At 38.2% G+C, this 25732-nt stretch carries 20 protein-coding genes; 5 read left to right on the plus strand and 15 right to left on the minus strand.

Going from position 1 to position 25732, the window contains the following annotated elements; translation table 11 throughout:
- Positions 1-9: 9 nt before the first annotated feature.
- Positions 10-1431 (minus strand): sulfatase, encoded by a 1422-nt coding sequence (locus LOS73_RS13205; protein WP_457933815.1) that lies wholly within the window; start codon positions 1429-1431, stop codon positions 10-12.
- Between the two features lie 344 nt (positions 1432-1775).
- Between LOS73_RS13205 and LOS73_RS13210 the strand changes: the two genes are divergently transcribed.
- Positions 1776-3911 carry a multiheme c-type cytochrome gene (locus LOS73_RS13210; RefSeq protein WP_457933816.1) on the plus strand — a complete coding sequence of 712 codons (2136 nt, stop codon included), beginning with the start codon at positions 1776-1778 and terminating at the stop codon, positions 3909-3911.
- Positions 3912-4069: 158 nt separating this feature from the next.
- Here LOS73_RS13210 and LOS73_RS13215 read toward each other — a convergent pair whose 3' ends face one another.
- From LOS73_RS13215 to LOS73_RS13235, 5 genes are all read right to left on the minus strand, one after another.
- On the minus strand, positions 4070-4669 hold the full coding sequence (locus tag LOS73_RS13215) for a DUF1287 domain-containing protein (protein ID WP_457933817.1): 600 nt from the start codon (positions 4667-4669) through the stop codon (positions 4070-4072).
- Between the two features lie 68 nt (positions 4670-4737).
- Entirely contained in the window at positions 4738-5460 is a 723-nt protein-coding gene (locus tag LOS73_RS13220; protein WP_457933818.1) for a SapC family protein, read from the minus strand.
- Between the two features lie 23 nt (positions 5461-5483).
- Positions 5484-7037 carry a tryptophan halogenase family protein gene (locus tag LOS73_RS13225; RefSeq protein WP_457933819.1) on the minus strand — a complete coding sequence of 518 codons (1554 nt, stop codon included), beginning with the start codon at positions 7035-7037 and terminating at the stop codon, positions 5484-5486.
- 74 nt (positions 7038-7111) lie between these two features.
- Complete coding sequence (locus LOS73_RS13230; RefSeq protein WP_457933820.1) at positions 7112-9883, minus strand: TonB-dependent receptor; 2772 nt, start codon at positions 9881-9883, stop codon at positions 7112-7114.
- A gap of 251 nt (positions 9884-10134) precedes the next feature.
- The gene (locus LOS73_RS13235; protein ID WP_096793013.1) at positions 10135-10902 is read right to left on the minus strand and encodes an IclR family transcriptional regulator; all 768 of its coding nucleotides are present in this window, start codon (positions 10900-10902) and stop codon (positions 10135-10137) included.
- Between the two features lie 235 nt (positions 10903-11137).
- On the opposite strand from LOS73_RS13235, the gene LOS73_RS13240 reads away from it, so the two are divergent.
- Complete coding sequence (locus tag LOS73_RS13240; RefSeq protein WP_007378079.1) at positions 11138-11911, plus strand: phytanoyl-CoA dioxygenase family protein; 774 nt, start codon at positions 11138-11140, stop codon at positions 11909-11911.
- Positions 11912-11988: 77 nt separating this feature from the next.
- Complete coding sequence (locus tag LOS73_RS13245) at positions 11989-13092, plus strand: 6-bladed beta-propeller (RefSeq protein WP_457933821.1); 1104 nt, start codon at positions 11989-11991, stop codon at positions 13090-13092.
- Positions 13093-13327: 235 nt separating this feature from the next.
- Here LOS73_RS13245 and LOS73_RS13250 read toward each other — a convergent pair whose 3' ends face one another.
- From LOS73_RS13250 to LOS73_RS13260, 3 genes are all read right to left on the minus strand, one after another.
- The gene (locus tag LOS73_RS13250) at positions 13328-15373 is read right to left on the minus strand and encodes a hypothetical protein (protein ID WP_007378077.1); all 2046 of its coding nucleotides are present in this window, start codon (positions 15371-15373) and stop codon (positions 13328-13330) included.
- Positions 15374-16012: 639 nt separating this feature from the next.
- Positions 16013-16441, minus strand: coding sequence for a hypothetical protein (locus tag LOS73_RS13255; protein ID WP_007378076.1), 429 nt, complete (start codon positions 16439-16441; stop codon positions 16013-16015).
- 199 nt (positions 16442-16640) lie between these two features.
- Entirely contained in the window at positions 16641-16820 is a 180-nt protein-coding gene (locus LOS73_RS13260; protein WP_007378075.1) for a hypothetical protein, read from the minus strand.
- Positions 16821-17101: 281 nt separating this feature from the next.
- Between LOS73_RS13260 and LOS73_RS13265 the strand changes: the two genes are divergently transcribed.
- Complete coding sequence (locus LOS73_RS13265; protein WP_007378074.1) at positions 17102-17488, plus strand: YkgJ family cysteine cluster protein; 387 nt, start codon at positions 17102-17104, stop codon at positions 17486-17488.
- Between the two features lie 457 nt (positions 17489-17945).
- On the opposite strand, the gene LOS73_RS13270 is transcribed toward LOS73_RS13265, so the two are convergent.
- From LOS73_RS13270 to LOS73_RS13280, 3 genes are read right to left on the minus strand one after another with little or no spacing between them, the layout of a single operon-like run.
- Complete coding sequence (locus LOS73_RS13270; RefSeq protein WP_457933822.1) at positions 17946-19868, minus strand: beta-agarase; 1923 nt, start codon at positions 19866-19868, stop codon at positions 17946-17948.
- Between the two features lie 11 nt (positions 19869-19879).
- Positions 19880-20698, minus strand: coding sequence for an alpha/beta hydrolase (locus tag LOS73_RS13275; RefSeq protein WP_342865275.1), 819 nt, complete (start codon positions 20696-20698; stop codon positions 19880-19882).
- Positions 20699-20709: 11 nt separating this feature from the next.
- Positions 20710-21819 carry a Zn-dependent alcohol dehydrogenase gene (locus LOS73_RS13280; protein WP_457933823.1) on the minus strand — a complete coding sequence of 370 codons (1110 nt, stop codon included), beginning with the start codon at positions 21817-21819 and terminating at the stop codon, positions 20710-20712.
- A 141-nt stretch (positions 21820-21960) separates the two neighbouring features.
- Here LOS73_RS13280 and LOS73_RS13285 point away from each other — a divergent pair, with 141 nt between their 5' ends.
- Positions 21961-22710 carry a helix-turn-helix domain-containing protein gene (locus LOS73_RS13285; protein ID WP_033029505.1) on the plus strand — a complete coding sequence of 250 codons (750 nt, stop codon included), beginning with the start codon at positions 21961-21963 and terminating at the stop codon, positions 22708-22710.
- Here LOS73_RS13285 and LOS73_RS13290 read toward each other — a convergent pair.
- Genes LOS73_RS13290 through LOS73_RS13300 form a run of 3 tightly spaced genes read right to left on the minus strand, consistent with a single transcriptional unit; the run spans position 22696 to position 25531 of the window.
- Complete coding sequence (locus LOS73_RS13290; protein WP_457933824.1) at positions 22696-23973, minus strand: NAD(P)/FAD-dependent oxidoreductase; 1278 nt, start codon at positions 23971-23973, stop codon at positions 22696-22698. The two genes, LOS73_RS13285 and LOS73_RS13290, sit on opposite strands and share 15 nt — an antisense overlap.
- 16 nt (positions 23974-23989) lie before the next feature.
- A complete protein-coding gene (locus LOS73_RS13295) occupies positions 23990-24298 on the minus strand; it encodes a 2Fe-2S iron-sulfur cluster-binding protein (RefSeq protein WP_457933825.1) in 309 nt (102 codons plus the stop codon).
- A 60-nt stretch (positions 24299-24358) separates the two neighbouring features.
- Positions 24359-25531 carry a cytochrome P450 gene (locus tag LOS73_RS13300; protein WP_457933826.1) on the minus strand — a complete coding sequence of 391 codons (1173 nt, stop codon included), beginning with the start codon at positions 25529-25531 and terminating at the stop codon, positions 24359-24361.
- Positions 25532-25732 lie beyond the last annotated feature (201 nt).

The raw sequence follows: 25732 nt of genomic DNA on the forward strand, positions 1-25732 counted from the left end.
TATGCGTTATTAAGGTTGAGTTGCTGGTAAACGGTATTTATCCATGCGGTCTATATCATATTTTTCGTATTTTCTTTTTAATAACCAGCGCGGGCGCTCTAACGTTAATTCCCATTCAAACAATGATTTAAACATAGTTTTAACACGTTCAGGATTTTTTGCTGCTAAATCTGTTTGTTCACTAATGTCAGAGCTTAGGTCGTATAGCTCTGCAGGTCTGTCTGGGTAACGAATAAGTTTCCAATCGTTATCGCGTATTACAGCTCTGTTTTCTTTTTTCCAGTACATCACTTTATGTGGGCGTGCTGTGTTTTCACCTTGAATATAAGGGAGTAAATCAACGCCATCAATATCACTACCTAACGCTTTACCTTTAGCTGCACTGTAAAAAGTAGGCAGTAAATCGAGTGTGCTTACTGGGTAGTCGTAAGTCGAACCTGGTTTAATATGCTTTGGCCAACTAATTAAAAATGGTACACGAATTCCCCCTTCTAACTGGTTTGATTTAGTACCTGAAAGTGGTGCATTATTTGATGCGTTTTTATCAGATGGGCCACCGTTGTCGTTTGAAAAAACTACAATAGTATTGTCATCTAAGCCTAGCTCTTTAAGTTTATCAAGTACGTAACCACTGGCTCTGTCTAGACCTAGGGTCATTGCAGCAAGTTCTTTACGTTTACCCGTTAAGTTTGGAAACTTAGCTAAATCTTTAGGATCTGATTCAAGCGGAGTATGTACTGCATTAAAAGCTAAGTAGATGAAAAATGGTTCGTCTTTGTTTTGTTCAATGTATTTAGCGGCTTCTTTACCTAACACATCGGTTAAGTACTCTTTTGGCTCTTCGTAATTACCAAAGTCGCGTTCTAATTTTTTATCAAAAAAATGTTTGTTTCCATTTTTCATTTCTTGTTCTGAATAGTTAAAGTAGCTTCTGTCGCCACCTCTAAAACCTAAAAAGGTATCAAAACCACGTTTTAAAGGATGAAATCTGTCGGCGTCACCTAAATGCCACTTACCAAATACCGCTGTTTTATAACCCTGCTCCTTAAGGTAATCGCCCATTGTTTTTTGATCTAATGGCAAGCCCATATCTGCACCTTTAAGTGCCGAGTTATCGCTCATAAAACCAGGTACATTAATTTCTTCGTAACCAAAACGTTGCTGGTACTTACCTGTCATTAAACCTGCGCGTGAAGGACCACAAGTAGAATCACTCACGTAACCTTGGGTAAAACGGACACCGCTTTGGGCGAGTTTATCTAAATTAGGTGTTTTAAGCTGCGTACTACCTTGAAAGCCAAAATCACCAAAACCTGCGTCATCAGCAAAAATTAAAACAATATTAGGTTTTTCTGTTTGTGCTTTTGCCATTGCATTAGCACTAACGCAAAAGCCTAAACATACAGAAAGAAGAACAAGTAGCTTATTCATCACAGTTTCCTATTTAATATAATAGTTAAGCACATAGCTAAAAAATATTAATTACACCATAGCTAACATATTGGTTATATTAGACTATTACGGCTAGTTAATTTTATGGTTGAGTTGTAAATAATGCGTTTATAAATCACAATATCGCTACACTAAACAAAACATAACAATATTGCAAACATATGATGTATGATATTTTAAAATTAATTTTTCAATTTCTCACTATTACTTAAGCCTAATAACAGTATCAGCTTAAAGGTAAAGCCCATTTATTAAGTGCTTAGCTGCGGCCCGTTATTTAATTTTAAGTATGCATTCGTGTGCTATTAAAGGTGGATTCTAAAATGATAAATATAAAAAACAGCCTTTTTGCTATTCTTTTTTTATGCAGCTGTTTTTCAGCTAGTGCAAACGATGAATGCCAATCTTGTCATCAAAAACAAACCAGCGATTGGAAACAATCAGACCATGCAAGTTCAATGGCTTTAGCCAATAAAGATACCGTGCTTGGTGATTTTAATAATGTAACGGCGACCCACTTTTCCCAAAAAGCCGTGTTTTATAAAGAAAAAGATGCCTTTTTAGTTAATTTAACCGAGCAAGGTACTAAAAAAACGTACACCGTAAATTATGTATTTGGCTTTGACCCGCTGCAACAGTATTTAATTGAAGTTGAAAAAGGTAAGTACCAAGTATTTCCTTTTGCATGGGATAGTCGCGCCAAAGCACTTGGCGGGCAGCGTTGGTATGCAAACTACGCTAACGAAGATGTAAAACCAAACGACCGTCTACATTGGCTGCAACCACTGCAAAACTGGAACGGGATGTGCGCCGATTGCCATTCGGATAATTTAAAGCGTAATTACAATACTGAAAAAGAAAGCTTTGATACGCACTTTTCAAATATAAATGTGGGCTGTAAATCTTGCCACAATAATATAACGGACGAACATAAAACTAAAAAAATCATAAAGGCAGCTCAAACAAGCCCAACCAATATGTCGCAGTGGAAAATTATCGGCGATAATAAAATTGCTACTTGGCAAGGTGAGCCCCGCGATAACAGCTTTATGCAAGGCTGTTATGCGTGCCACTCGCTTAGAAGCCCGCTTACTGATGGTTTTGATAACAACCAAGCGTTTTTGGACCAATTTAGTCCTTCATTTTTAGAACCTAATTTGTATCACGCCGATGGTCAAATTAAAGAAGAAGTGTATGTGTTTGGCTCTTTTGCACAAAGTAAAATGTACAAAGCCGGTGTTAACTGTGTTGACTGCCACGATAAACACACTATGAAAGTTAAAACAAAAACAAATGGGCTGTGCTTGCAGTGTCACAGTGCCAGTGAATACAACAAACCCGAGCATCATCGTCATAAAGAACAATCAACCGGTGCACAATGTGTTAGCTGTCATATGCCTACAACTAGGTACATGGGCGTTGATGATAGGCGCGACCATAGCTTTAAAATTCCTCGCCCTGATATATCAATAAAATACGATACACCCAATGCGTGTGTGCAATGCCACGACGGTCAAACAAACGAATGGGCAGCAAGCACGCTTGAAAAATGGCATGGTAAAGCACCGGCATTAAGTGCAAGTGAGCACAGTATGCTTGAGTTACGCTCACTCAAAGCCATATCGCAAAATGCACATATGCGCTTAATTAATGACTTTTCGTTAAACGAAATAGATCGCGCCAGTGCAATTTCTTATTTAGGCAATTCAGGAGCTGAGCTAAACGATGCCACAGTAAAAAGTTGGGTTAATTCACCGCTTCCGCTTATTCGCTTGGCGATTGCTAAAGTAGGTTTTTTACTGCCCGAAGCAGAGCGCTTAAAAAGCTACAAACAACTATTAACCGACAAATTAAAGTCGGTGCGTGTTGCCGCAGCGCAAAACCTAAGCCAAACAGCAACGCAAATAAGCGGGCTTAATCAATCAATTATAGAGCTTGCACACGCTAATAACGTAAATACATGGCGCGGTGAAGGTAACATCAATCAAAGTATGCTCGCGCTTAACAAGCAAGACATAAACGGCGCCATTGAATCGTTACAAAAAGGCATTAGCGTTGATTTTTACTTTGATGCAAGTTATGTGAATCTAGCCGACATTTATTACCGACTTGGCCAAACAGAAAAAATGCAAAGCGTGCTTAATAATGGTTTAACAGCAGTGCCTAGCTCTGCGCCGCTACATTATGCAAATGGTATGGCGCTTATTAGAAGCGGTAACAAACCCGCTGCTGTTGGCTCATTCAAACACGCAATGGCACTTGAAAGTAACAACGTGCAATACGCTTACTTGTACTTTTTAGCACTTGATAGCATTGGCGCAACAGCGCAGGCCGTGAGTGAGTTAAAATCCAAAATCAGCACATATAATAATGCAGTAAAGCTAAAAAGCTTAGGAATGAGCTTTACTAAAAAGCTGAAAAATGCAGAAGGTTATCAATTTTTTAAGCAGTTAAAGTAGGTTTTACCTCTGTAAAAGAAAAACTTATGTAATATAGTAATTATCTATTACTCAAATACAGAATTACATAAGCAAAATCCACACTTAGCACTCAACAACCAAGATACAAAATTTACACCCTATTAACAACACCATTTTCTTGTCTAAAAATAGATTACTTAATTAAATGAATTTGTGTACTTTTCAGGCACAAATCTATAATGTCCTATAATTTTATAGGCAAAAAGGATATCGCTTTTTTCAGGCCCTCGCCCAATGTTATGTACAATCAACGGACTACCAGAACGTGTATCTTGCTCTTTAATAACCATACCAATGTGCGGTAAATTACCCGGCAGCATCCACGTGACGATATCGCCTGCCTTGTAGTCACTCGCGTTATTAGATTTAGTAAGCTCTTGTCCATGCAGTTTAAAATATACTTGCAGGTTAGGGACTCGTCGGTGATCTATATTTTTATCAGGTTTGGTTAAACCCCAAATACGCTTAGAGGGATATAGCTCAAAGTTTTTTACCATGTCCTCATGAACACGCTTTTGCAAATCAACACCCAATTGACGATATGATCTAATTATAACATCTGTGCACACACCAGTATTCTTTGGTACATCCCCACCAGGGTAAGTTATTGAGCGATAAGACCCATCGTAGGTAACGTTATGTGTTGTTCTTTCAAGTAATGCAGTTACCATATCTTCTTCAAACGAGGCTGTATTTACATTTAACGTCGTAGCTAAAAATAGAGTTAGCTTAATCATACAAATTCCTTTTAAAATAGTTTAATGATCAAATTACGCTAATAGAAATACATAAACAACACTACTGTTCAATCACTGCAATGTAACCATTTTACTAATTTTTTAACATGCCCGCTTGAACATAAGATTAGATGACAAGCTTGTATATAACCCATTGAGTGCAGGCCGTTTAGTGCTTCTGCAGGTAGTTGCTGTAGTGTATCTGCGGCAATAGAATACAAGCCATTGTAGCCTTGTGTTTTGCCATTTGGTTTAGTGATGTTTAGCTGTATTGCTTCAATTAAATCGTGTTTTAGTAAAGTATTGATAAAAGCGGTTGTACGTTCGCCGCCATGCATAAGCTTTATCAATTGCTCACTCACATTATTTAGATATGTGGTTGGCTCCCCTGTTTCGTTAAATAACCGTGTTCCCTCACTATTATTTACTCTTGGGTGTTGTTCGTTAATTGTAACAGCGAGATCTGTTTGCTCGGTCTTGTTAGTAAGTTTATTTCCTATTCCTAACTTAAATGGTTGTCGCTGTAAGTGTAAAGGTACGTATGTGGCATGCCATATATCATTTTGTAAAAATAAGTTTTGCCCCTCATCAAAGCCAGTTAAAGCATATAGTTCAAACTGGCCAGTTTGATTGTTCTTCATAAAATAGACTGGGTAGTCTAATGCAAGTTGAGCAAGCTCATCAGCAATAACCGGAATGTAGTTTACTGCTTCGCCGTATTGTGTACCGCGTTCAGTTTTAATGCGCGTGTGCTTATGTGTATCTTTATCGAGTAATACTGAGTTTGTCATAGTGTGTCGCTCTTATGTTTTAACTATATTTGCTGCATACCAAATTGATTAATTTGCGCTAATAATGCTTTATTAGTAGGTAATTTATTAAGTAATTTTTGGGTGTATTGCTGGTTGTTATTAACAAGCGCAATGGCCTTTTTAAAATAACTTTCTGAGTTGCCATACAGTTCGCTTGAGCCTGTAAACCCCATGCCATACATCACATATTGATAGCTTGCTGCTGGAAACACTTCTTGTGAATGATCAAAGTGGTTATCGCTTGGTGTATGAAATTCCCAAAGTGATAAGTTATCTTTTAAGCTTTGTGGAATAGTATTTTGATGACAGTGCGCTTGCCAAAATGGGCTGTCGGTTCGTTTACTCAACATATAATGCAACTTTAAAAAGTCGATTATTCGCTCCCATCGGTAGCTAAATGTACGGTTAAAACGCTGGGCGGTTATATTCATTACATGCCTATTGGCCGGAAATTGCTGCGCAACAAAATTGGCTGATATTTCTACCAGTAATAAAGCGGAGGCTTCCAGTGGCTCTAAAAAACCAGCTGAGAGGCCTACTGCGACACAGTTTTTATGCCAAAATTTTTCACGATGCCCTGGTTCGAAACTAAGCTTTTTAACTTTGTATTCGCTTTGCTGATCTTTATTAATATTTAAGTAATCAAATAATTGCTGCTTAGCATCTTCATCACTAATGTGTTTACTAGAGTACACATGCCCTATTCCACGGCGTGTTTGTAATCCTATATCCCAAATCCAGCCCGATGTTTGTGCTGTAGATAAAGTATGCGAGCATATTGGTTCGTCATCTTTGTATGGCATGTGTATGGCAAGCGCACTATCAGCAAATAATACATCTTTACAAGATTTAAACCCCACCCCTAAGTTCTCACCTAGTAATAACGATTTAAAACCACTGCAATCAATAAATAGATCCCCAGCTATCTCTATTTTATTATTTAGGCTAACGCTTTTAATATCGCCATTTGTACAATTATTTACACCGGCGACAGTGCCTACAATGTGTTTAACATTAAGATTATCAATGCAGTGGTTTTTTAAAAATGTAGCGAATAAGCCTGCATCCAAGTGATAAGCATAATTTGCTATTGCACTAAATTCGGGTGTGGTGATTTGTTTGGGAGCTAATCCGCTTTCGCATATTGATTGCTGCGCACTTACATACTGGGCAAAAGGAGGTTGTGCGTTATTAATATTAAGCCAACTGGTGGCTAAATTATTTTCAAACATCCCCGTAGGTAGCTCAAGCGGGTGATAATAGTAATCATCATTTTCTCCGGTTACCCACTTAGCAAATTTAGCACCTTGCTTAAACGACACATTACATTTTTTAATAAATTCAGTTTCACGAATACCCATGTCTTTAAGGGTTCTGCGCATTGTAGGCCAAGTTCCTTCTCCAACGCCAACTGTAGGAATATCTGAGGACTCTAACAGCGTTATATTTATTTTTTTGCTGTGATGTTTTTGCAAATACGCCGCAATTATTCCTGCACTTAGCCATCCTGCAGTTCCACCGCCAACTATTACTATTGATTTAATATCATCGTTCATAGCAACCTCGTTAGTTAAAAGGCAAAAACGACAGCGCTGAGCTGTCGTTTTGTATTATTTGTCAATAAACTAACTTACCATTTAGCACTTAAGCCAATGCTAAAGCGCGGACCATATTGCTCAGCAGATACTAATTGCTCTGCAAAACGACCATGGCGGCGTGTTGTTTCATTCGTTAAATTAAGTGCATCAAAGCTAACACCCAAGGTGTCGTTAATGGTGTAATTAAAACTAAAATCTAGCTGACCATACGCCTCTGTAAATGTAGGCTCAGTTCCCAAAGACAGTAAGAAATCATCGCGCCAGTTATAGGCTAAACGTACTTGGTAATCATCGTTTTCGTAAAAGCCGACCAAATTACCTGAATCGCTTAGTCCTGCTAGTGCAATTGTTTGGTCAAAATCATACGGTTTAAACGATTCATCGCTATTCACTATCGTATAATTAGCAACCACGCCAAAGCCTGTATCAGGCACCATGTACTGCGCATTTAATTCCCAACCATCTACTTCACGATTTTGTAAATTATCTGGCGTTGCAATATCAAATGTAACAATCGGGTCTGTCGCTTGGCTTAAACATGCTGGGTTAGGTGTATCTGAACTATCTGGACAACCAGGGCGGGGGTTAACACTTGGATCGCGTAACGGCTCGCCATTTACATCATTTAGCGTACCTTGCACTACGCCTGCACCAATGAAGTTTTCAACAAACTTTTTAAAGTAACCAACTGATGCATAGCTTCCGTCGTCTCCATACCACTCAACTGAGAAATCAAAGTTATCTGACGTAATTGGCAATAAGTTAGGGTTACCTTGCGATGCATTAAACGGTCCTTCAGGACGGGCGTTAATGGTAGTTGATGGGAACATACCACCAATACCTGCACGAGCTAATGTACGACTATATGAAAAACGAGTTTTAAAGCCGTCATCTAAGTCGGCGCTTATATCAAAGTTTGGTAATATACGTGTATAACCGCCTTCAAGCTCCTGCGGTGTTGCTGTTGCAGCAAATACAGGGCGAAGCTCTTCAGCATGACGATAGTTAAAAGCAACAACCCCAGGCTTGACTGAATAACCTGTTACATCGGTGTCTTCGTAGCGCACACCGACATTCATATCAATTGGAATATCGTTAAATTCGGTTTTAAGATCAAATGATACATATATCGCGAGCGTTTGCTCCTCAACCCCATTTGTAGAAATATTTGGCTCAATAAATAATCCTTCATCTCTGACAATATCTACAAAATCGTTGGCACTGTAACGTGGAATAAACGGAAATAGCTGATCCGAACCTGAAAACTCATCAGCAAAGTCACCTTGTTCATCAAAGGTTAGCCCTAGGTTGTCTAGAGGAATATCCACAAATGAGAACTGCTCAGAAAGATAAGTATCAATTTGGTAATCGGTATACATTACACCAAAATTTATAGCGCTGAGTGCCCCACTCTTCAAATTCTCCCATTGCCCACTTGCATGATACTGCTTAATGGTATTTTTCATTTCATAACCACGGCGCTGATATAAATCTGACACAATATTAGCTGGGTTGTAAGCCCCACCCGCCAATGTTGAATCATCAACCCCAATACTCGGAATGTCACCAGAGAAGTTAGCACTGATGGATTTAACCAAACCTGGGACATTCTTTAAATTTGCAATTGTTTCAGCTGTATCACCATCTGGGTTTGAGTGTGATGTAGAGTTATGAGCGTCAAACGTAAGTTTCAATGAATCGCTTGCTTGCCATGCTAAATTTAAGCCTAATGAATCGTTTTCTTTTTCTTCGTAAAGCTCCCACGCCCAAAAATTCAACTCATCATTTGCATTTTTAATATCGACTAAAGTGCCATTTTCATCGGCGGTGCCTGTTGGGTTATCGAACCAAAATGCCATTTTATTTGTGTTACTAATTTCTTCAAAGCGCGATAAAGTGTAATCAAGTGTAGCCGTTAAGTTGTCACTAGGAGCATACTGTAAAACCAACTGCGCATTTTGGCGTTCTCGCTTAGTTTCAAAGCGCTCCATTTCTGGCGTCCAAGGTACCCAATAAGTACTCGTTGGATTAACTGTTGTATCAATTGCACTGCTATCAACACCGGCAGCATTTGCTCGGTTACGTACCCAACCTTGCGATGTGCCTACGCGCTCTCGGCCACTTTCTCGCTCTGAATGCGACAGCGCAAGTAAAACACCAAACGTATCATCAGCGAATGTTTGGCTAACCATTCCCGAAATTTCTGGTGTTACGTTTGATTTCTCTGAGCTGGTGTCTTTAATTGCCTTTGCATTTGCAAATGCTTTAAAACCGTCAAAATCAAATGGTTTTGCTGTATTTATATTAATGGTTGCGCCAATACCGCCTGAGGCTACATTCGCTTTACCCGTTTTATAAACTGATACACCCGACACACTTTCAGCCGCGATTTCTCTAAAGTTAAAGCTGCGAGAAACTCCCGCTTCTTGTAAAACCGAAGAGTTTGGCATTTGACGACCATTTAAGGTTACTAAATTAAAGCCAGGACCAAAACCCCGAACACTAACTTGGTTGCCCTCATTGTTTGCACGGTCGATTGATACACCACTAATACGTTGCAGCGATTCAGCTAAGTTAGTATCAGGTAACTTACCAATGTCCTCTGCTGATATAGCATCAACTACGCCTGATGAATCTTGCTTTATTGAAGCAGATTTACTTAATGCGCTTCTGATACCTGTTACTTGGATAACTTCAACATCACTTTGTACAGTTGTCTCGTTTTCCTGCGCGGCATAACTTACAGGAGAAGTTATCAGCATTGCTGCGCAAATCGCATTTAATTTAAATTGTGTGTTAGTCATTTTTGCACCTAAATATTGTGTTTATTACGTGTAATCGTTGACGGATTATTTACGGGATGCTTATTGTCATTATAATATTGTTAACAATTAACTTTACAATAAATTAGTTTAGCTAATTAAGTCAAACAAATTGACCATTTATTTTACAGTTAGCGTTGGTTTTTTATTCGATATTGTAAGCAAGCAGTAAAGTACTGAGACTTATACATGACTGTTGAGCGGGTTGCTCCCTACAAAAGCGCTAGTTGGTATTAGCGCTCTAATAATGAGGTTATTTTTTGGGCGGTATTTTTAAGCTCGCTAATTACACTGTGTTTATTAGCGTGAGTGTTTAGGGTTGAGTCAAAAGAAGAAATGGTCAATGCAGCTATTAAATTTGCATTAGGCCTGCCAATTAAGACACTAAAATCGTGTACTCCGGCGATAAGTGGATTGCTTTGCATTATGTGCCCTTGCACTTTGATTGTATTTAGCTCATTTAATAATACTTTATAGGCGTCTTTACTAGCACTGTAAATTTCATCGTGTTCGATAAGCATTTGCCGCACTTCGTCATTACTGTTGGCTAAAAGCAGTTTACCAGCGCTTGAGCTACTAAGTGGAAATAAAGCCCCCTCTGCAATACTCAAATGCATAGGGCTTTTGCTACGCGCTTGCACTACCACCATAGCTTGGCTTTGATAAAGCATACTTAGATGACATGACTGTTCAATATTTACAGCTAGATCTTCCATATGTGGCAAGGCCGATTTTAGTACATTATCCATTGGTGAAATACTTCGCGATAAATTATACAACTTTAATGACAAATGATATCGACCAGAGGTTTCAGAGCGAATTAGATAACCGCGTTTTTCAAGCCCAACAAGTACTCTATAGACTTCGTTAGGTGTTTTTAAAATACCAGCCGCTATCTCACTTTGTGTACAAGGCCTTTTATTTTTTGCTAAAAATTCTAATATATCCAACCCCTTATCTAAAGCAGGAACTGCATATTTAGTTTTTGATTTATCGTTCATTTGTACTTATTTATGCCTTTTAAAATTGATAAACAATATGTTTGTTTATATATAAATTTAAAACTTTTTTTTAGCTTTAAATTTTTAATAATGGTTTAAAATCAATAGCTTAATGAAAAAAAACTCATTCGTATATGAATTCTATATTTTTATATAAATTACGCTTGACCTAGATGCTTAACCGAGCAACCATTGTTAACAATATACAACTGCAAGAGAAAATGGAACTACATTTATGTCACACACTTATTTAACACCACAACAAATAGCTGATTTTCACCGTGATGGTTATATTATTGTCAAAAATTACTACAGCGCTGATGAAATTGAGCTACTACAACAAACTGCTTTTAATGACGATACACTCTATGAACGAGCATGGGACAAAAAAGACGCCGATGGCGCTGTAAGTAAAGTCTGTTTATGGCAAAAAACAGGCGACGATTTATACAGTATGTTTTCTCGCGGTCGTCGCTTAATTGAAGTATGCGAAACACTTATTGGCGAAGAGGTGTACCACACCAGCACTAAAATTATGATGAAAGAACCATTTGTAGGTGGCGCCTGGGAATGGCACCAAGATTTTGGCTACTGGCATCGTGATAATTACATGCTTTATCCAAAATCAATTAGCTGTATGGTCGCCATTAATAAAGCGACGCAAGAAAATGGTTGCTTGCAAGTACTTAAAGGCTCACATCATTTGGGACGATTGGATCACAGTAAAACCGGTGACCAAAAAGGCGCCTGTTTAGAGTTTGTAGAAGAAGCAATGAAGTACCATGAACTTATAAATGTAGAACTTGAACCAGGTGATGTACTGTTTTTCCACTGTAATTTACTGCATAAATCAAATCAAAACCGCGCTGCCGAACCTCGTTGGTCAATGATCAGTGCTTACAATGCGATTAGCAACCAGCCATTTAAAGAAAACGAAGCTGTTTATTATCCATTAAATCGCGTTAACGATGATGCTATTTTAAATTTTAAAGCAAAAGAACGCACTTAAAGTAACCTTCTAGCCTAAACCAGCTTATGCATTATAGCCCAATGCATAAGCTGGTTTTTTTATATGGAAAATTCTGTATGTTAACCTCAGAGCAAAAACACCTTATACCTCACGCTACTCCTAAAAATGACGAAGACCCACACGGGAAAATAATTGGCCAAGGTAAATTTAAATACAAAATAGACGCCCACTGGGGAAAGTTAAACCCCAATAAATACCCTATAGAAAATTGTCATGCGATGGTGATGGACTCACAAGGGAGAATATTTATGATCACCGATAACACGACTAATAATATTTTAGTGTATAGCCAAAACGGTGAATTACTTGACGCTTTTGGAAGCTCTTTTCCTGCTGGACACGCTATAAAAATTGTAAAAGAAGGCGAGCAAGAATTTCTATACGTTGTAGATAGTGGCTGGATTGTTAATCGCCACTGGGATGGTCACAGCACAGAGCAATGGGATAGCCCTACTAACAATGTCATTCCACAGGCTGGCTTTATTGCCAAAATGACCTTAGATGGCAAACTAATATACAGTATCGGCCATCCACAAACGTGCGGTGCTTATAAACCCGAGCAACCTTTTCGCCCTACTGACATTGCCATTGCCCCCAATGGGGATTTATATGTCACCGATGGTTATGGCAGCGACTTTTTGCTGCATTATGATAAACAAGGTCGCTATATAAACCATTGGGGCGGTCACCATAATGAAGACAAAAATTACAATTTACACAACACCCATGGGGTTGAAGTAGACTTACGTGATCCCTTAAATCCTACATTAATAGTAAGCTCTCGTTTTGAGCAATGTTTAAAAGTATTTTCGTTTGATGGTAAGTACCTTGATAGAATTAGCGCTAATGGGGCATATATTGGCGGTCCCGTGTTCAAAGGTGAACTATTTTATGCACCAGTTTGCTGGTCGCATATTGACAATAAAAATGCTGACGATTCTGGTTTTATTAGTATATTTGATAAAAGTAACACGCTAATAGCTAATTTAGGGGCACCGCAACCGCAGTATATAAATGGAGAACTACAGCCGATGCAAAGTAACGGGGACATTTTTAATCACGTGCATTGTATTTGCGTAGATCAAGACGACAACTTATATGTAGGTCAGTGGAACTCCTCTAAAACATACCCAATTAAATTAATAAAACAGTCATGCTAAGTTTAACGCTCTGAGAATAGTGTTTATTTTTAATAATGAGTACCTTGTACTCATTGTAAAGCATAAAACTCACAGGCTTAACAGCAAAAATACACCTAAAGCCATTCCCAGCATATTTAGTATTAGTTTATTTGTATTGTGTTAGGCAGTAGTAGCGATACAAATAAAAAAACTGCGAAGCTATCATATAGATAAACCCGCAGTTTGTTTATTACTAAACCTTTATTACACGTTTTTAGCGAGTAATACGTTTACTCATTTTAAAGTTTTGTAATGTTAGTGAACTAACTGCACCACCACTGTCAGGGAATGTAACTTCAATATTGTTAGTTTTTTTAATGTTATTATATGGCACTGGAATTTCAATAACACCAAAGAAACGCTCACGTCCAAGGCCACCATTTTTTTGATCATATCCTCTAAAATCAGTAGGAATAGCGACTCTATTCCCATTAACAGTTACAACTGGCGTTAACGACTTACCATGAGGGCGGCCAACACCTAAGCGCAATGTAGCCTCGCCATTAGCCCCTTTATCTACATTGTTAATAGTAAAGAACTGGGTCGCGTTGGCTGCAATATTTTTAACTACTGCACTTGCGTAATGCTTAGTCTCTTGATTAATATTGTTAATAACAACATTTTTTTGGTGACTCACTTTAATTATCATGGTTGACTCAGAGCCTAATACAACAGAGCTTGGTAGTGTTGTTCTGTTGCTGTTATCCAATACTGGTTTGCCTTGGGCATTAGGATATAAATGCTTAATATTTACACCCGTTACGTTGTTAGAACCCTTGCCTAAAACACTTAAATCAATATTGGTCGGCGAAAATTCAAGGCTGTTTAATACCAAATAAACATCTTTGCCATCAACATACGCGTCAGCTTGAATATCCATATCGCTTGCCCAGCTATCTATTCGCGTCCCTTTTATATCAGACCATAACTGGTAAAACTTAACCATTTCGGTGTAAACCCATTGCTCGCCGGTTTCACCTTGACCTTCTTTAGCTTGACGCAGTAAACGCCAGTAATAGGGAATAGTGTCGCTTATACGGCCCCATTCTGCTTTTAATGGAATAAACGGAATGGCTTTATCAATACGGTTTGGCCTTTCCATAAAGCTCATCAGCATAGAGCTCATTGCCTTTAGACATAACCAGTCACGTTGCGGTGTCCATTTAGTACCAAATGAGCCTTGTAATTGAGAGCCATATTCGGAAATAACTAACGGCTTAATACTTCCCCATTTATAAGCCATATATTGCTCAACCATATCAAGGGTCGCTTCCATATTGCTGCCTTTTCGGTACTGTATTTGATGCTGACCACCAGGGCCACCTGGGAAATTTGGAAAGTCATATAAGTGCATCGAAATAAAGTCCATTTTATTTCCTGCAATATCTAAAAATGCCTTGTCGCGTTGCTTCCAGTTATCGAAAAATTGTGACCCTTTTTCATAATCAGGAAACGCCACCGTAAAGCCCCCTACTTTCACATCATTCAGTGCAGGGTTAGCATTAATCACATCAGCAACTGAGTTATGCAATCTAAAAATGTCATAGAGGCTTTCTTTATCATAACCGGTATGCGGAAAGTCGTGCAGTTCAAACAGTGGCTCGTTCATTACCTCAACATACGTTGGGCGCTTTTGACCAAGGCTATCTGATGGGCCTGATTTAAAGTATTTTTGTAAAAACTGCGCCATGTAGTCGCCCATGGCTGTACCTAGTGGTTCAGCCGCAGTATCTCTTTGTGAGAAAGACCAATTTTGATTACCAATTTTAGTGCCATCAGGATAATAAGGATGTTGCTGTGCAGCGACAATTAAATCGCTGTTACGCCCTTCATGCTTTCGCATTGTTTTAGCTTGAGCTGTTGTAATATTGGTATAATTCCATTTTACTCCGCCGCCATTTGTTGTTGCGGTTGCCGCGCTTGCATAACCTGGTTTTGCTGAATCTTCTGGTAATTGTGTTAGTTGATATTTCATGCCCCCTGTATCACGACCAAAGTACACATCGTAATCTTCTAAAAAATGGGTCATTAAATCAGGATCAGCATTAGGCGCATTTAAGCTTTGAGCGTTATTTCCAAACCAGTCACTTTCGGTATTTGATGAATGTAACGTAATAAATTTACGACGATCGAAGCTATCAAACTGTCCTACAGCATGTTTTGTATCAATATTAAACTGCACTTTAACAGCGTGCACATTAAAGGTACTTGAAAGTAATAGCGCACTCGAAACCGCACAATACAATGATCTTTTTTTCATAACTGTTACCTATCTTGGTGTAAAAATTAATCCTTTGTGTAAAGGCATGGAACTCACAATCAATATAATGTTAACAATTAACAAAATGCAACGATTAGTTAAAGTTTTGGTCAAATTTCACACTTTAGTGGTAATTAACGGGACTAAGTTAACGCCGTAAATGAACAAGCTGAACACCCTATTTACAACTAGGTATTTAGAGAGTGTTAACTTTTTGAGATTGAATTTGCTGCAGCATGCTTGGTTTTTAGCCAAACCAGAACCCAAGCATTTGATAAAAAATATTTTATGTGTGACTTTTAATTACATTCTAATTATTTCAGACGTTTTTCAGTGTTAACAATTTGTTGTTATTCATTCAAAAGGAAGATGACTCATGACCACATTGGTTAACTTATTTTAGTGGGACTCACTCATAAAAAGTAATCTATAGATTTGCTGAATAGAATTTAATAAGTAACAGGCTGATTAATAAATATAAACTTTATGAGTAAACTGGCTCAAAAATAAAGCATTTCTTTTTGTCATTTATAGTAAACATAAAAAAGCGCTGAGGGTATAAACCACCAGCGCGTTATTAATATCAAGTTAAGTCCACAAAAATCACATTTAATGGGGGCTAATTATACTTTTAAATACTTAACCTTCCTCTTCAATAAGTGACTCTAGTAAGTCATGTATTTCAGCTTTAAGCTCTTTATCTTCAATTTTATTAGCACTGACTTTAGCGTTTTGTAAGTTTTTAATCGCTTCGTCTTTTTGACCTATTTCTAACTGTAACGTAGCCATTGAAAAAGCAACCGATGACATATGATCTTTGTTATTAATTGCAATTGACTTCTCTAACGCTTTTTCATAAGTGGTGATCGCTTCTTCTAGCTCTTCGGTAAAATCAGCTAGGGTTTCCCATTGCACTGGGTGATCTTTAGACGTATTTTCGTTTTCCATACAAATAGCTTTTAATTGAGCAAATAAAGACTCAAACTTTTCACGATCATTTTTATTAGCAGCCGTCATTAGCTCTTCTGCTAAGTCGTGTACCGCTTTGTATACTTTTGTGTTCATCATTACGTGTTACCTTTTAATGCAGCTAAACTCAATTACTCACTCAATTTAGCCAAAATATAGCATTCAGCCATTACAAAACATGTTTTAACAACTGATTTATTTAATTTGGTCTATAGCGTAATAATACATTAATAATAAACATCGGGTAGGCGTTAAACACTTTGTGATTAAAATTTTACCGAAATTATTGCTTGTAACCTTAAATGCGAAATAAACTCGCAAGCCAATCGAAGGTAAAGATGGTTGTAAATACCTTAAGCGCAATAACAGCTATAAACAATAAGAGAATTAGCGCTTTAGCTTTGTTACTTTTAAGATTGTTCCAATACAATAACTTTGCATTAAATTCTGTTTTTAACTTTGAAACAGCTTCTTTCATGATAATTCCTGATCAAATATTTTTGTACAGTAATTGTAACAACCACAAGTTACTCAAACTGATTTCATAACATTTTTAACTACCTTTAGAGTAAACCATTTAATAATGTCTGCACTATATAAAATGTAACAAGGGATTTTTCATCTAGATTAATGCCGTAACTACTGTGTACACACAAATTAAAGGGATGGTTTTTTAATTAAGCAAACAGCGAATAATAAATTCAGTGCTACACTAACAGCTAACTTAAACTCGTTGACAACCAATTCAATTAGCAAATTATGAAACAATGTAATCAATGCGGTAAGTGCTGTATTAAATACGGTGGTGGCGATTTAAGCGCATCAAAAGAAGAAATTGATTTATGGGAGCTTTTTAACCCCGAAATCTATGAATACGTGAAAAACGACGAAATTTGGTTTGACCCAAAAACAGGATTGAGACTAGATGCTTGCCCTTTTTTAGAAATTGCGCCTAAAAAAGATCCTTTGGCTAAAAACATGTACACCTGCAGTATTTATCTCGACCGCCCAGAGGACTGTCGCCACTACCCTAGCCTCATTCCTGAAATGATCAGAGACGAATGCGAGATGATTGAAGCTATCGACATAAAGAATCAAACCAGAGCTCAACATAAACTCGATATACTTATGATTGATAGTCGATAATTCTCTTTTAAACTGCAACAGGTTATTGGTTAGTTTTTATTTTTAAAAAAGAGTAAATCTGTATACCAACAACCTATAGCAACTACAATAGAGCCAAAGAAAATTAAAAAAAAGGGCCCTATAGGCTCAACCCAACCTATTGAAATAATTACAATAAATGTGGTTACACTCGCTAAAAGAACCATAGGTAAATTAAAAACATTAAATTTTTTTAATAAAATTGATATTGGTACCCCGTGCGGGATAGACATAACATAAGCTTCCGCCGACCATTAAGGCATCTGTTTTCTTTTCGGCCAATAGCACAAGTAAATATAATACACATTAAGATCAATCACTAATGCATACGAATTATGCCATCTATTTTTAAAATTTAATAAGACTTCTGTGACAACTAAGGCCACTAATAATTAGTGACCTTGCTTTTTATAACATAACAAATAGTTAGTTTTTTAAATTAAATATCATCACTGTACTCAAACGCTTGAAGCGTCACGCTACTAACAAATCCGCCATCATCTGGGTATGTAACTAATATCGTATTATTGGTTTTTAACAGCTCGTTTGGAACTTCGATTTCTAGCATGCTAAATACTTGTGGGCGAAATACTTGCTCATCACCGGCATAATCGGTTGGTACAGTAACTAAAGTGCCATTTACTTTAACGATAGGTTGTTGAGCTAAATCGTGCTCTCTACCAAAACTTAAACGCAATATACCTTTACCATATTCACTTGTTTTTACATCGTTAATGTTAAATTTAAGCGCTGTATTGGCTTTAATTGGCTGTTTGTAGGTTGTTGCATAGTATTTATGCTCGTCAGACTCAGCAGTAATTTTTATATTGTTGCTGAACGTATATTCAATAATTACTGTGGCTTCTGCGCCTATGTTAATGCTTTTTGGTAACTCATTTTTTACACCAATATTTTGTGATGTTGTTGTAAGTGTTGACTCACCATTAGCAAAGTGCAAGTGCTTAATTTTAATGTTATTAATCGGATTGCTTGGTAGCTCTGTTAAATTTAGCAAGGCGCTATTAGCACTTGTTTCTAAATTACTGATAATTACATATGCCTTGTTCTTGTTTACGTAACTATCTACTAATAAGTCGGCTTCATTTGAGTCAGTATTAACACGTGTGCCATTTACATCTGACCACAATTGATAAAATTTAATAATGTCGGTGAATACATATTCATCGCCTGTTTCACCTGTTTTTTCGTCATTGTGGCGTAGTAAGCGCCAAGCATAATCGCGTCCCTCATTACCACTCCACTCTGCTTTTGCTAAACTAAATGGAATGGCTTTAAGTATGAGATTAGGTTTAGCCATAAATTGCATCATCATAGGGCTAAACGATTTCATAGTTTGCCAGTCATTTATTGCAGTCCATGGCGTTGCTTCTGTTTTATGGTCACGCCCGCCGTATTCCGAAATCATGAAAGGTTTTACCTTACCTAGCTTAAGCTTTTCGTATTGCTCCATCATGTCCATAGTGGCTTCTATACGGGCTCCTTTAAAGTTAGCAACGCCTTTATCGCGGTTTAAATAGCCAAAGTCGTAAAGATGAATCGAAAAATAATCCATGTATTCACCGCTGGTATCTAAAAATAGCTTCATTCGCTCATCCCAACGATTAAAGTTGTTATCGTCAAACCATGGAAAGGCAGTGGTGTACCCACCAATCTTAATACTTGTATTAACTTTTCGTATGCCTTGGGCTACTTCGTTATGAAAAATAAATGTATCGATAGGCTTACCGTGATGTACATCAACAAGTTCGTAAAGTGGCTCATTAAGTATTTCAAGGTATTGTGGCCGTGCTGGGCCTTTGTTCGGTCCTTGGTTGTCATTTCGATAAAATTCATTTACAAAATTTCCCATATATTGACCCACAGCATCGGTATTAGCAAAGCTCCATTCGCCTTTGCCTTTATGATTACCAATCCAAAACTGATTAATTTGCCCGCCTATCATTACGTGGGCTTTATTATCGTATTTATGAAGCTTCGACAACGTTTTACCATAATAATCTTCGCGAGCAGTTTTGCCATAAGCAGCGATACTCTCAGGGCTTGCGTACCCTAGGTTATTTGAGTTTTGCTCAACTTGAGTCGCGTAATACGGCATAGAACCATTATCGCGACCAAAGTACACATCAAGGTCGTTAAGTAAGTAGTCAAGCTTATCTTCTTCCCCCTTCCAATCGGTTGTTGTTAGCATCGAATGCATAACAATGTATTTGCTTCTATCAAAGGTTGATAGGCCGTCAATACTTCGCTTTACGTTTAAATTTACGGATACTTCTGGCTGCGCGACTAAATTGCATGATGCAGTACATGCAAATGCAATTAAAAGTGAGCTAATGACTTTCATGTGTTATCTCCTTATTTTAATTGTGTGTGAGTTTTGCTTTCTAATTGAGCAAAAAAGATCATAGTTTTAGCTACATGTTCGTGCCAATACTCCCAGCAATGGGTGCCTGCAAAAATATCGAACGTATGAGGAACATTTTCATCAACTAGCTTTTTTGCAAGCGCAGTATTAGCACTAAAAAGTACATCGTCTTTTCCGCAATCAAATCGCAGTGGCGGTAATGTCTTTTTATTCGCGATCAATGTTTTAAACACGTCGCCTTTGTACTTATCAGTGGTTTTTTTTAGTGGCTTTAGAGTATGTTCATCAACAAAGTGATTAAAGTCGTCAAGCTCAGTAATTGATGAATGCGCTGATATACCGCTAAAAATAGTTGGATGCTTTGCACCTAAACATAATGCTCCATACCCTCCCATTGAAAGGCCCGTAATATAAATATTTGATGAGCTCGAGCACATTGGTTGAGTTTGAATAACAGCGCTAATCACATCATCAACTATCCATGCTTCATAATCTGCATTTTTAAGTGGCAAATACCCGCTGCCCTCAGCGTGTGCGCCATCTGATGGCATCACTAATACAAACTCGTTAAGGCCACTGCTACGAAGCTGCTGATACACTTTATGTACACCCCCTAGCTGGCTCCACACCCAGTGGCTACCATACACACCATGCAGTAATACAATTATAGGTACATTTTTATTACTGGTTGCTTCTTGGTAAATGCTTATATCACCTCGCCCTTTTAAGTGACTGCTATACGCGGTTAGCGTTACAAAGTTATCAGCGGTGTAACAGTTATTTGATACCTCTAAACGATGAATTGCCATTTTATGCTCCTTTAATCATCAAACACGACGACACCTTTAGCGATACGCCCTGCTAGCATGTCGTCAAAGCCTGTTTGTAACTCATCTAACGAGTAAGTTTTTGTGACTAGCTCATCGAGCTTGAGCTTTTTTGCGTCATAAAGGTCTAGTATTTGAGCAAAGTCGCGCTTAGGATTACATTGCCCGTAGAGCGGATTTATATAAATTTTATCCCACTCAAATAATTCGCAATCAAAATCTATTTTTTGCTCAATGCCACTCACTTGCACCGCAACGCCCGCGCTGCGTATTAATGCTAATGGCGCTGAACCAAGTGCCGGCACTGCTGTACACTCAAAGGCATAATCGGCTCCGCGACTATTTGTTAGCGCTTTAACTTCGTTTATCATATGAACTAAATCAGGGTCATACTTTTTAGCAAGTACAGTATGTGTAGCACCAAATGCTTTAGCTTGTGTTAATCGCTCCGGTGACAAATCAATTGCTATTATTTTAGCGGCGCCTGAAATTGCAGCCCCTTGTATTGCATTTAGTCCTACGCCTCCACAGCCTAATACGGCCACTGACGAACCTGCTTTTACTTTAGCGGCATTAACCACTGATCCGTAACCGGTCATTACACCGCAACCAACAATACTTGCACTTGGAAAAGGAATGCCACTGTGTATTTTTATAACTGCAGCAGCTTTTACGACGGTGTATTCGCTCATCGTACCTAAATGAAATGAGCGCTCTAAGCTATTGCCATTATGCTCACACGCTTGTTTACCTGCGTGTCCGCATAAACCATTGCCAGTTACGGGGCTATTTACTTCACAAATGTGTAAATTACCCTCTTGGCACTGGAAACACTCACCACACGGAATTGCCCAATTTAGTATTACTTTATCGCCAATAGTAAATTCCGTTACACCTTCGCCCAACTCAACAACGGTTCCTGCGCCTTCATGACCAATGATAAATTTTTTATTCCACGTTGTAATTGAATCCCAATCGGTATGACAAATACCTGAGGCTTTTATTTTAATTTTTACTTCGCCAGTACTTGGTTTTCCGACATTAACGGTATCGAAGAAAAAACCGCCTTTTCCATCTGCAATTGCAGCTTTTGCCTTGTACATGTAGACTCCTAAGTCTCTAAATATAAGTATTATGTTATGAAGCAACCGACAATTTACTGTGAACCGTTTTGTATAAAAGACGGTTACGATTTCGAAATTCATCATGTAAGTTATCTTCAGCACGATAGCTATTCATGTTTTATGCACTTTCATCAGGTGCACGAATTTATATTTTTTGAACAAATTGATGGCACGTATTTTTACCATCAGGGTGAATCAACTCTGTCTGATTTTGAGGCCGTTTTTACGCCTGCAATGGAAACGCATGATTTTGCTTTAAACCCACGTCCTAAATCTTGGTATATTGTGCAGTTTATGCCTGAGCGCCTTAACGACCCAGCCCTACAAGAGTTTTTCGATCTATTGAAAACCGGTTTACATCTAACATTTAGCGTTGAACTACAAAAAAGAATCCATAAACTACTCGCATGGATGTTGAGCGAGTTTAACGAAAACCCAAAAAGTAAAACCTGCAAACAACTGTTTAATAGTTTAATAACCATGGTGTGCGAATACGGTAAAAGTAGTTTATCTAACCAGCAAAAACCGTTGAGTGGTTCAGCTAGCTTTAAAAAGTTAACACCCGTTGTTAATGAGCTAAAAACAAAAAATGGCCTCAATCTTTCGCTAGAGCAAGCCGCAGCACTTTGTTATTTATCACCTTCGTATTTTTCACGAGTATTTAAAAAGCATTTTAGAGTGCCGTACTCCGACTACCTTATTCAGCACAAGCTATATAATGCCGCACGACTACTTGGGCAAAGTGATGCCTCGGTAACTGATATTTCTTACGACTTGAGTTTCTCCAGCCCGTCGTATTTTATTAAGCAGTTTAAGCACCATTTTAAAGTTACCCCTCACCAGTATCGCCAGCAGCTACGTCTCAAGTAGGTGTTGCTTTGCAAGCGGTGTTGCTAAATCACTTAATATCCGCTTATTAACCTTTATATTTTGCTTTATAGCCTGTGTACCAAGTACGTAGGCTTTAGCATGATTAACCGCTTCTACACACAACAATGTGTCGTTAATAAAATACCAAAGCGAAAATTGTTCCGGTGACTCTTCGCGTACGACAATTTCGTTATACCCTTGTGATAAACCCACTATCTGTAGTTTGTACTCGTATTGATCTGACCAAAACCAAGGTAAAGCAGGAACCGGTTCACTATTTTTTGCTAAAAACTGTGCAGCTGTTTTGGCTTGTTCTACGGCATTTTGAACCGATTCAAGTCTTATCCATCTCTGATAAATTTTATTAAAATGTGAGGTACAGTCGCCGATAGAAAAAATATCAGGGTGTGAAGTTTGGCATACATCATTTACTTTGATACCTTGTTCGAGCGCTAACTCTGCAGTCACTGCAAGCTCGGTATTAAGCCTTACCCCAACGCCCACTAAAATAAAATCGGCGGGATATTGAGTGCCATCACTGCATACAACATAATGTTTATTAGCTGTGTGCTTTATTTGTACAACATCTTTTGCTGTTTGCAAATCTACCCCTTTGCTTATGTGCAATTGAGTTAAAAAGTCAGACATAACAGCTGATGTAACACGCGAGAGTATGCTTTGTTGCTTTTCAATTACCGTTACTTTTGCACCTAACGCTATAAACGATGACGCCGACTCAAGGCCAATGTAGCCGCCACCAATAATGACTACCTGTTTATCATTACTTTTATTGAGTTCTGTTTTTATTGCCACTGCATCTGCGTGTGTTCGCATCGCAAAATATTGTGCATTCCCTTTATCGTCAACGGTATCAATAAGCCCTTTAATAGGCGGAATAAAGGGCGAACATCCCGTCGCTATGACTAATTTATGAAAGGCTATTTGCTTTCCACATTTCAGCGTAATTGTTTTACTTTGTTTATTAATTGCAGTAACACGCTGGCCCAAGCATAAATCTATATTGCTATCGGTATAAGCTTTTTCTACTTTTAATGGAGTCGATTTTACATCATCCGATTGCAACGTTTTTTTAGACAAAGGTGGCCGATGATATGGCAGCTCTGGATCGCTGTCGAGTAACGTAATTTTACCCAGCCAACCTTGCTGGCGAAGGGTAAAAGCAAAGTTAACCCCGCCATGGCTTGCGCCAATAACCACCACGCTTTGCTCAAGTAGATTTGGTTCTGTATGTGTGTTTTGCATAATGCTGTACCCGCTTTTAATTGGCTACTCTGAAGGTCATGCCCTCAATATTGTCAGACACCTCAATTTGGCAACATAAACGGCTGTATTGCGTTACGTTATCGTCCAGCTCTAGCATGTCGCTTTCTATCTCATCGGGTGTACCTACTTTTTTAAAGTCATCCGGTGTTAAGTAAATATGACACGTTGCACACGAACATACACCGCCACAATCACCATCAATACCAGCAACACCATTTGCTGATGCTAGTTCCATTAGCGAGCCACTGTCGCCCTCAACTTCAACTGCATTATTTGTTTTGGTTATAAATATTACTTTCGCCATCGTATTAATCCTCTACTTTTACTTGTTACTGTATTTATTTAACTATTTTGTACGGTGTTTTTATTTTGATTTAAAGCTAACGTGCAGACTGTTAAAGCCTACCTTTCTTGAAAACTCACCTAGTTTTTCAATATTTTCATCTGCTTTTATTGTCTCTATTTGAGCAACTTTATTAGCAAGTGATAACACTAGTTGACGCAGAATTTGGCGAGCATGCGTTGCGCCCAAACAATTGTGATGACTAAAACCAAAACTAATATGCGGGTTAACCTTTCGGTCGAAGTCGACATTGTTGGGATCTTTGAATACCTTTTCATCGCGATTAGCCGACGCCCAACATAACGAAACTCGTGTGTCGGCTTTTATAGCGTGCTCACATACGCTTGTGTCTTGCGTAGCGACGCGGCCCATTTGCGTAAGCGGCGAAAAATAGCGAATGAGTTCTTCTACGGCCCTGTTTAATATTTCAGGCTCATCATCAATACGCTTTAAATCACTGATGTTTTCGCTAAAGTAGGCAATAGAGTTTGTGATCGCGTTTATAACGGTGTCGCGCCCCCCTGCAAAGGTCAGGATCATCACACCTTTTACTTCTTCTTTACTCAGCTTTTTACCGTTCGCCTCTGAATTTAAAAGCACTGAATATAAATCATCACCCGGGATTGCAATGGCGTTTTCTATTTGCTCATCAATGTAATCGTATAGAATATTGGCTTTATCGCTATCAAGGTCACTATCTTCACTTCTAAATACGTGCGTACCCCAATCTATCCATGTTTGTGCTTTATCCATTGAGGTATTAAGTAACAGCGTTAATGCTTTAGATTGCAGCGGGAGTGCAAATTGTGACACCACATCTAACGACTCGGCTTTGAAGGCATTGTCTATTGTTTCATCAATAATAGCTTGTAAGCGCGCTTGGTAACCCTCATCTAATGGACGCTTAAACCATGGATTTAATAGTTCACGAAAACCGCCGTGCTCAGGTGGGTCTACTTCAAATGGGATTTGACGTGTTTTACGTATTGCGACTTCTGATGGAATTACAATACGCCCTGGTTTAGCTCCTGATTGAAAAACAGCACAATTATGCGCCGCTTTACGTACATCTTTTAGACCTAATATCATATTGACGGGATCGTTTTGATCGTCCATTTGTCCCATGCCACTTGCTGTGCGTTTTGTTAAAAATGCATCAGGGAAATCGCTCACACCTATTATTTTTGACGTCATAATAAAACCTAACACTGTAATAAATGAATTTAGATACAACATATTAAGGGCAACTTTATGATGGAAATACACGCATTTTGCTTAAAAATGGTAGTTTCATGCTTTTTAATACAATTTAAAAGCATAAAAAAGCCAACAGTTTATGTTGGCTTTTAGTGGGGATGTGAGAGTTACTAACTAATTTAATTTGTATTGCTTATT

It is taken from the genome of Pseudoalteromonas sp. SCSIO 43210, assembly GCF_054133285.1.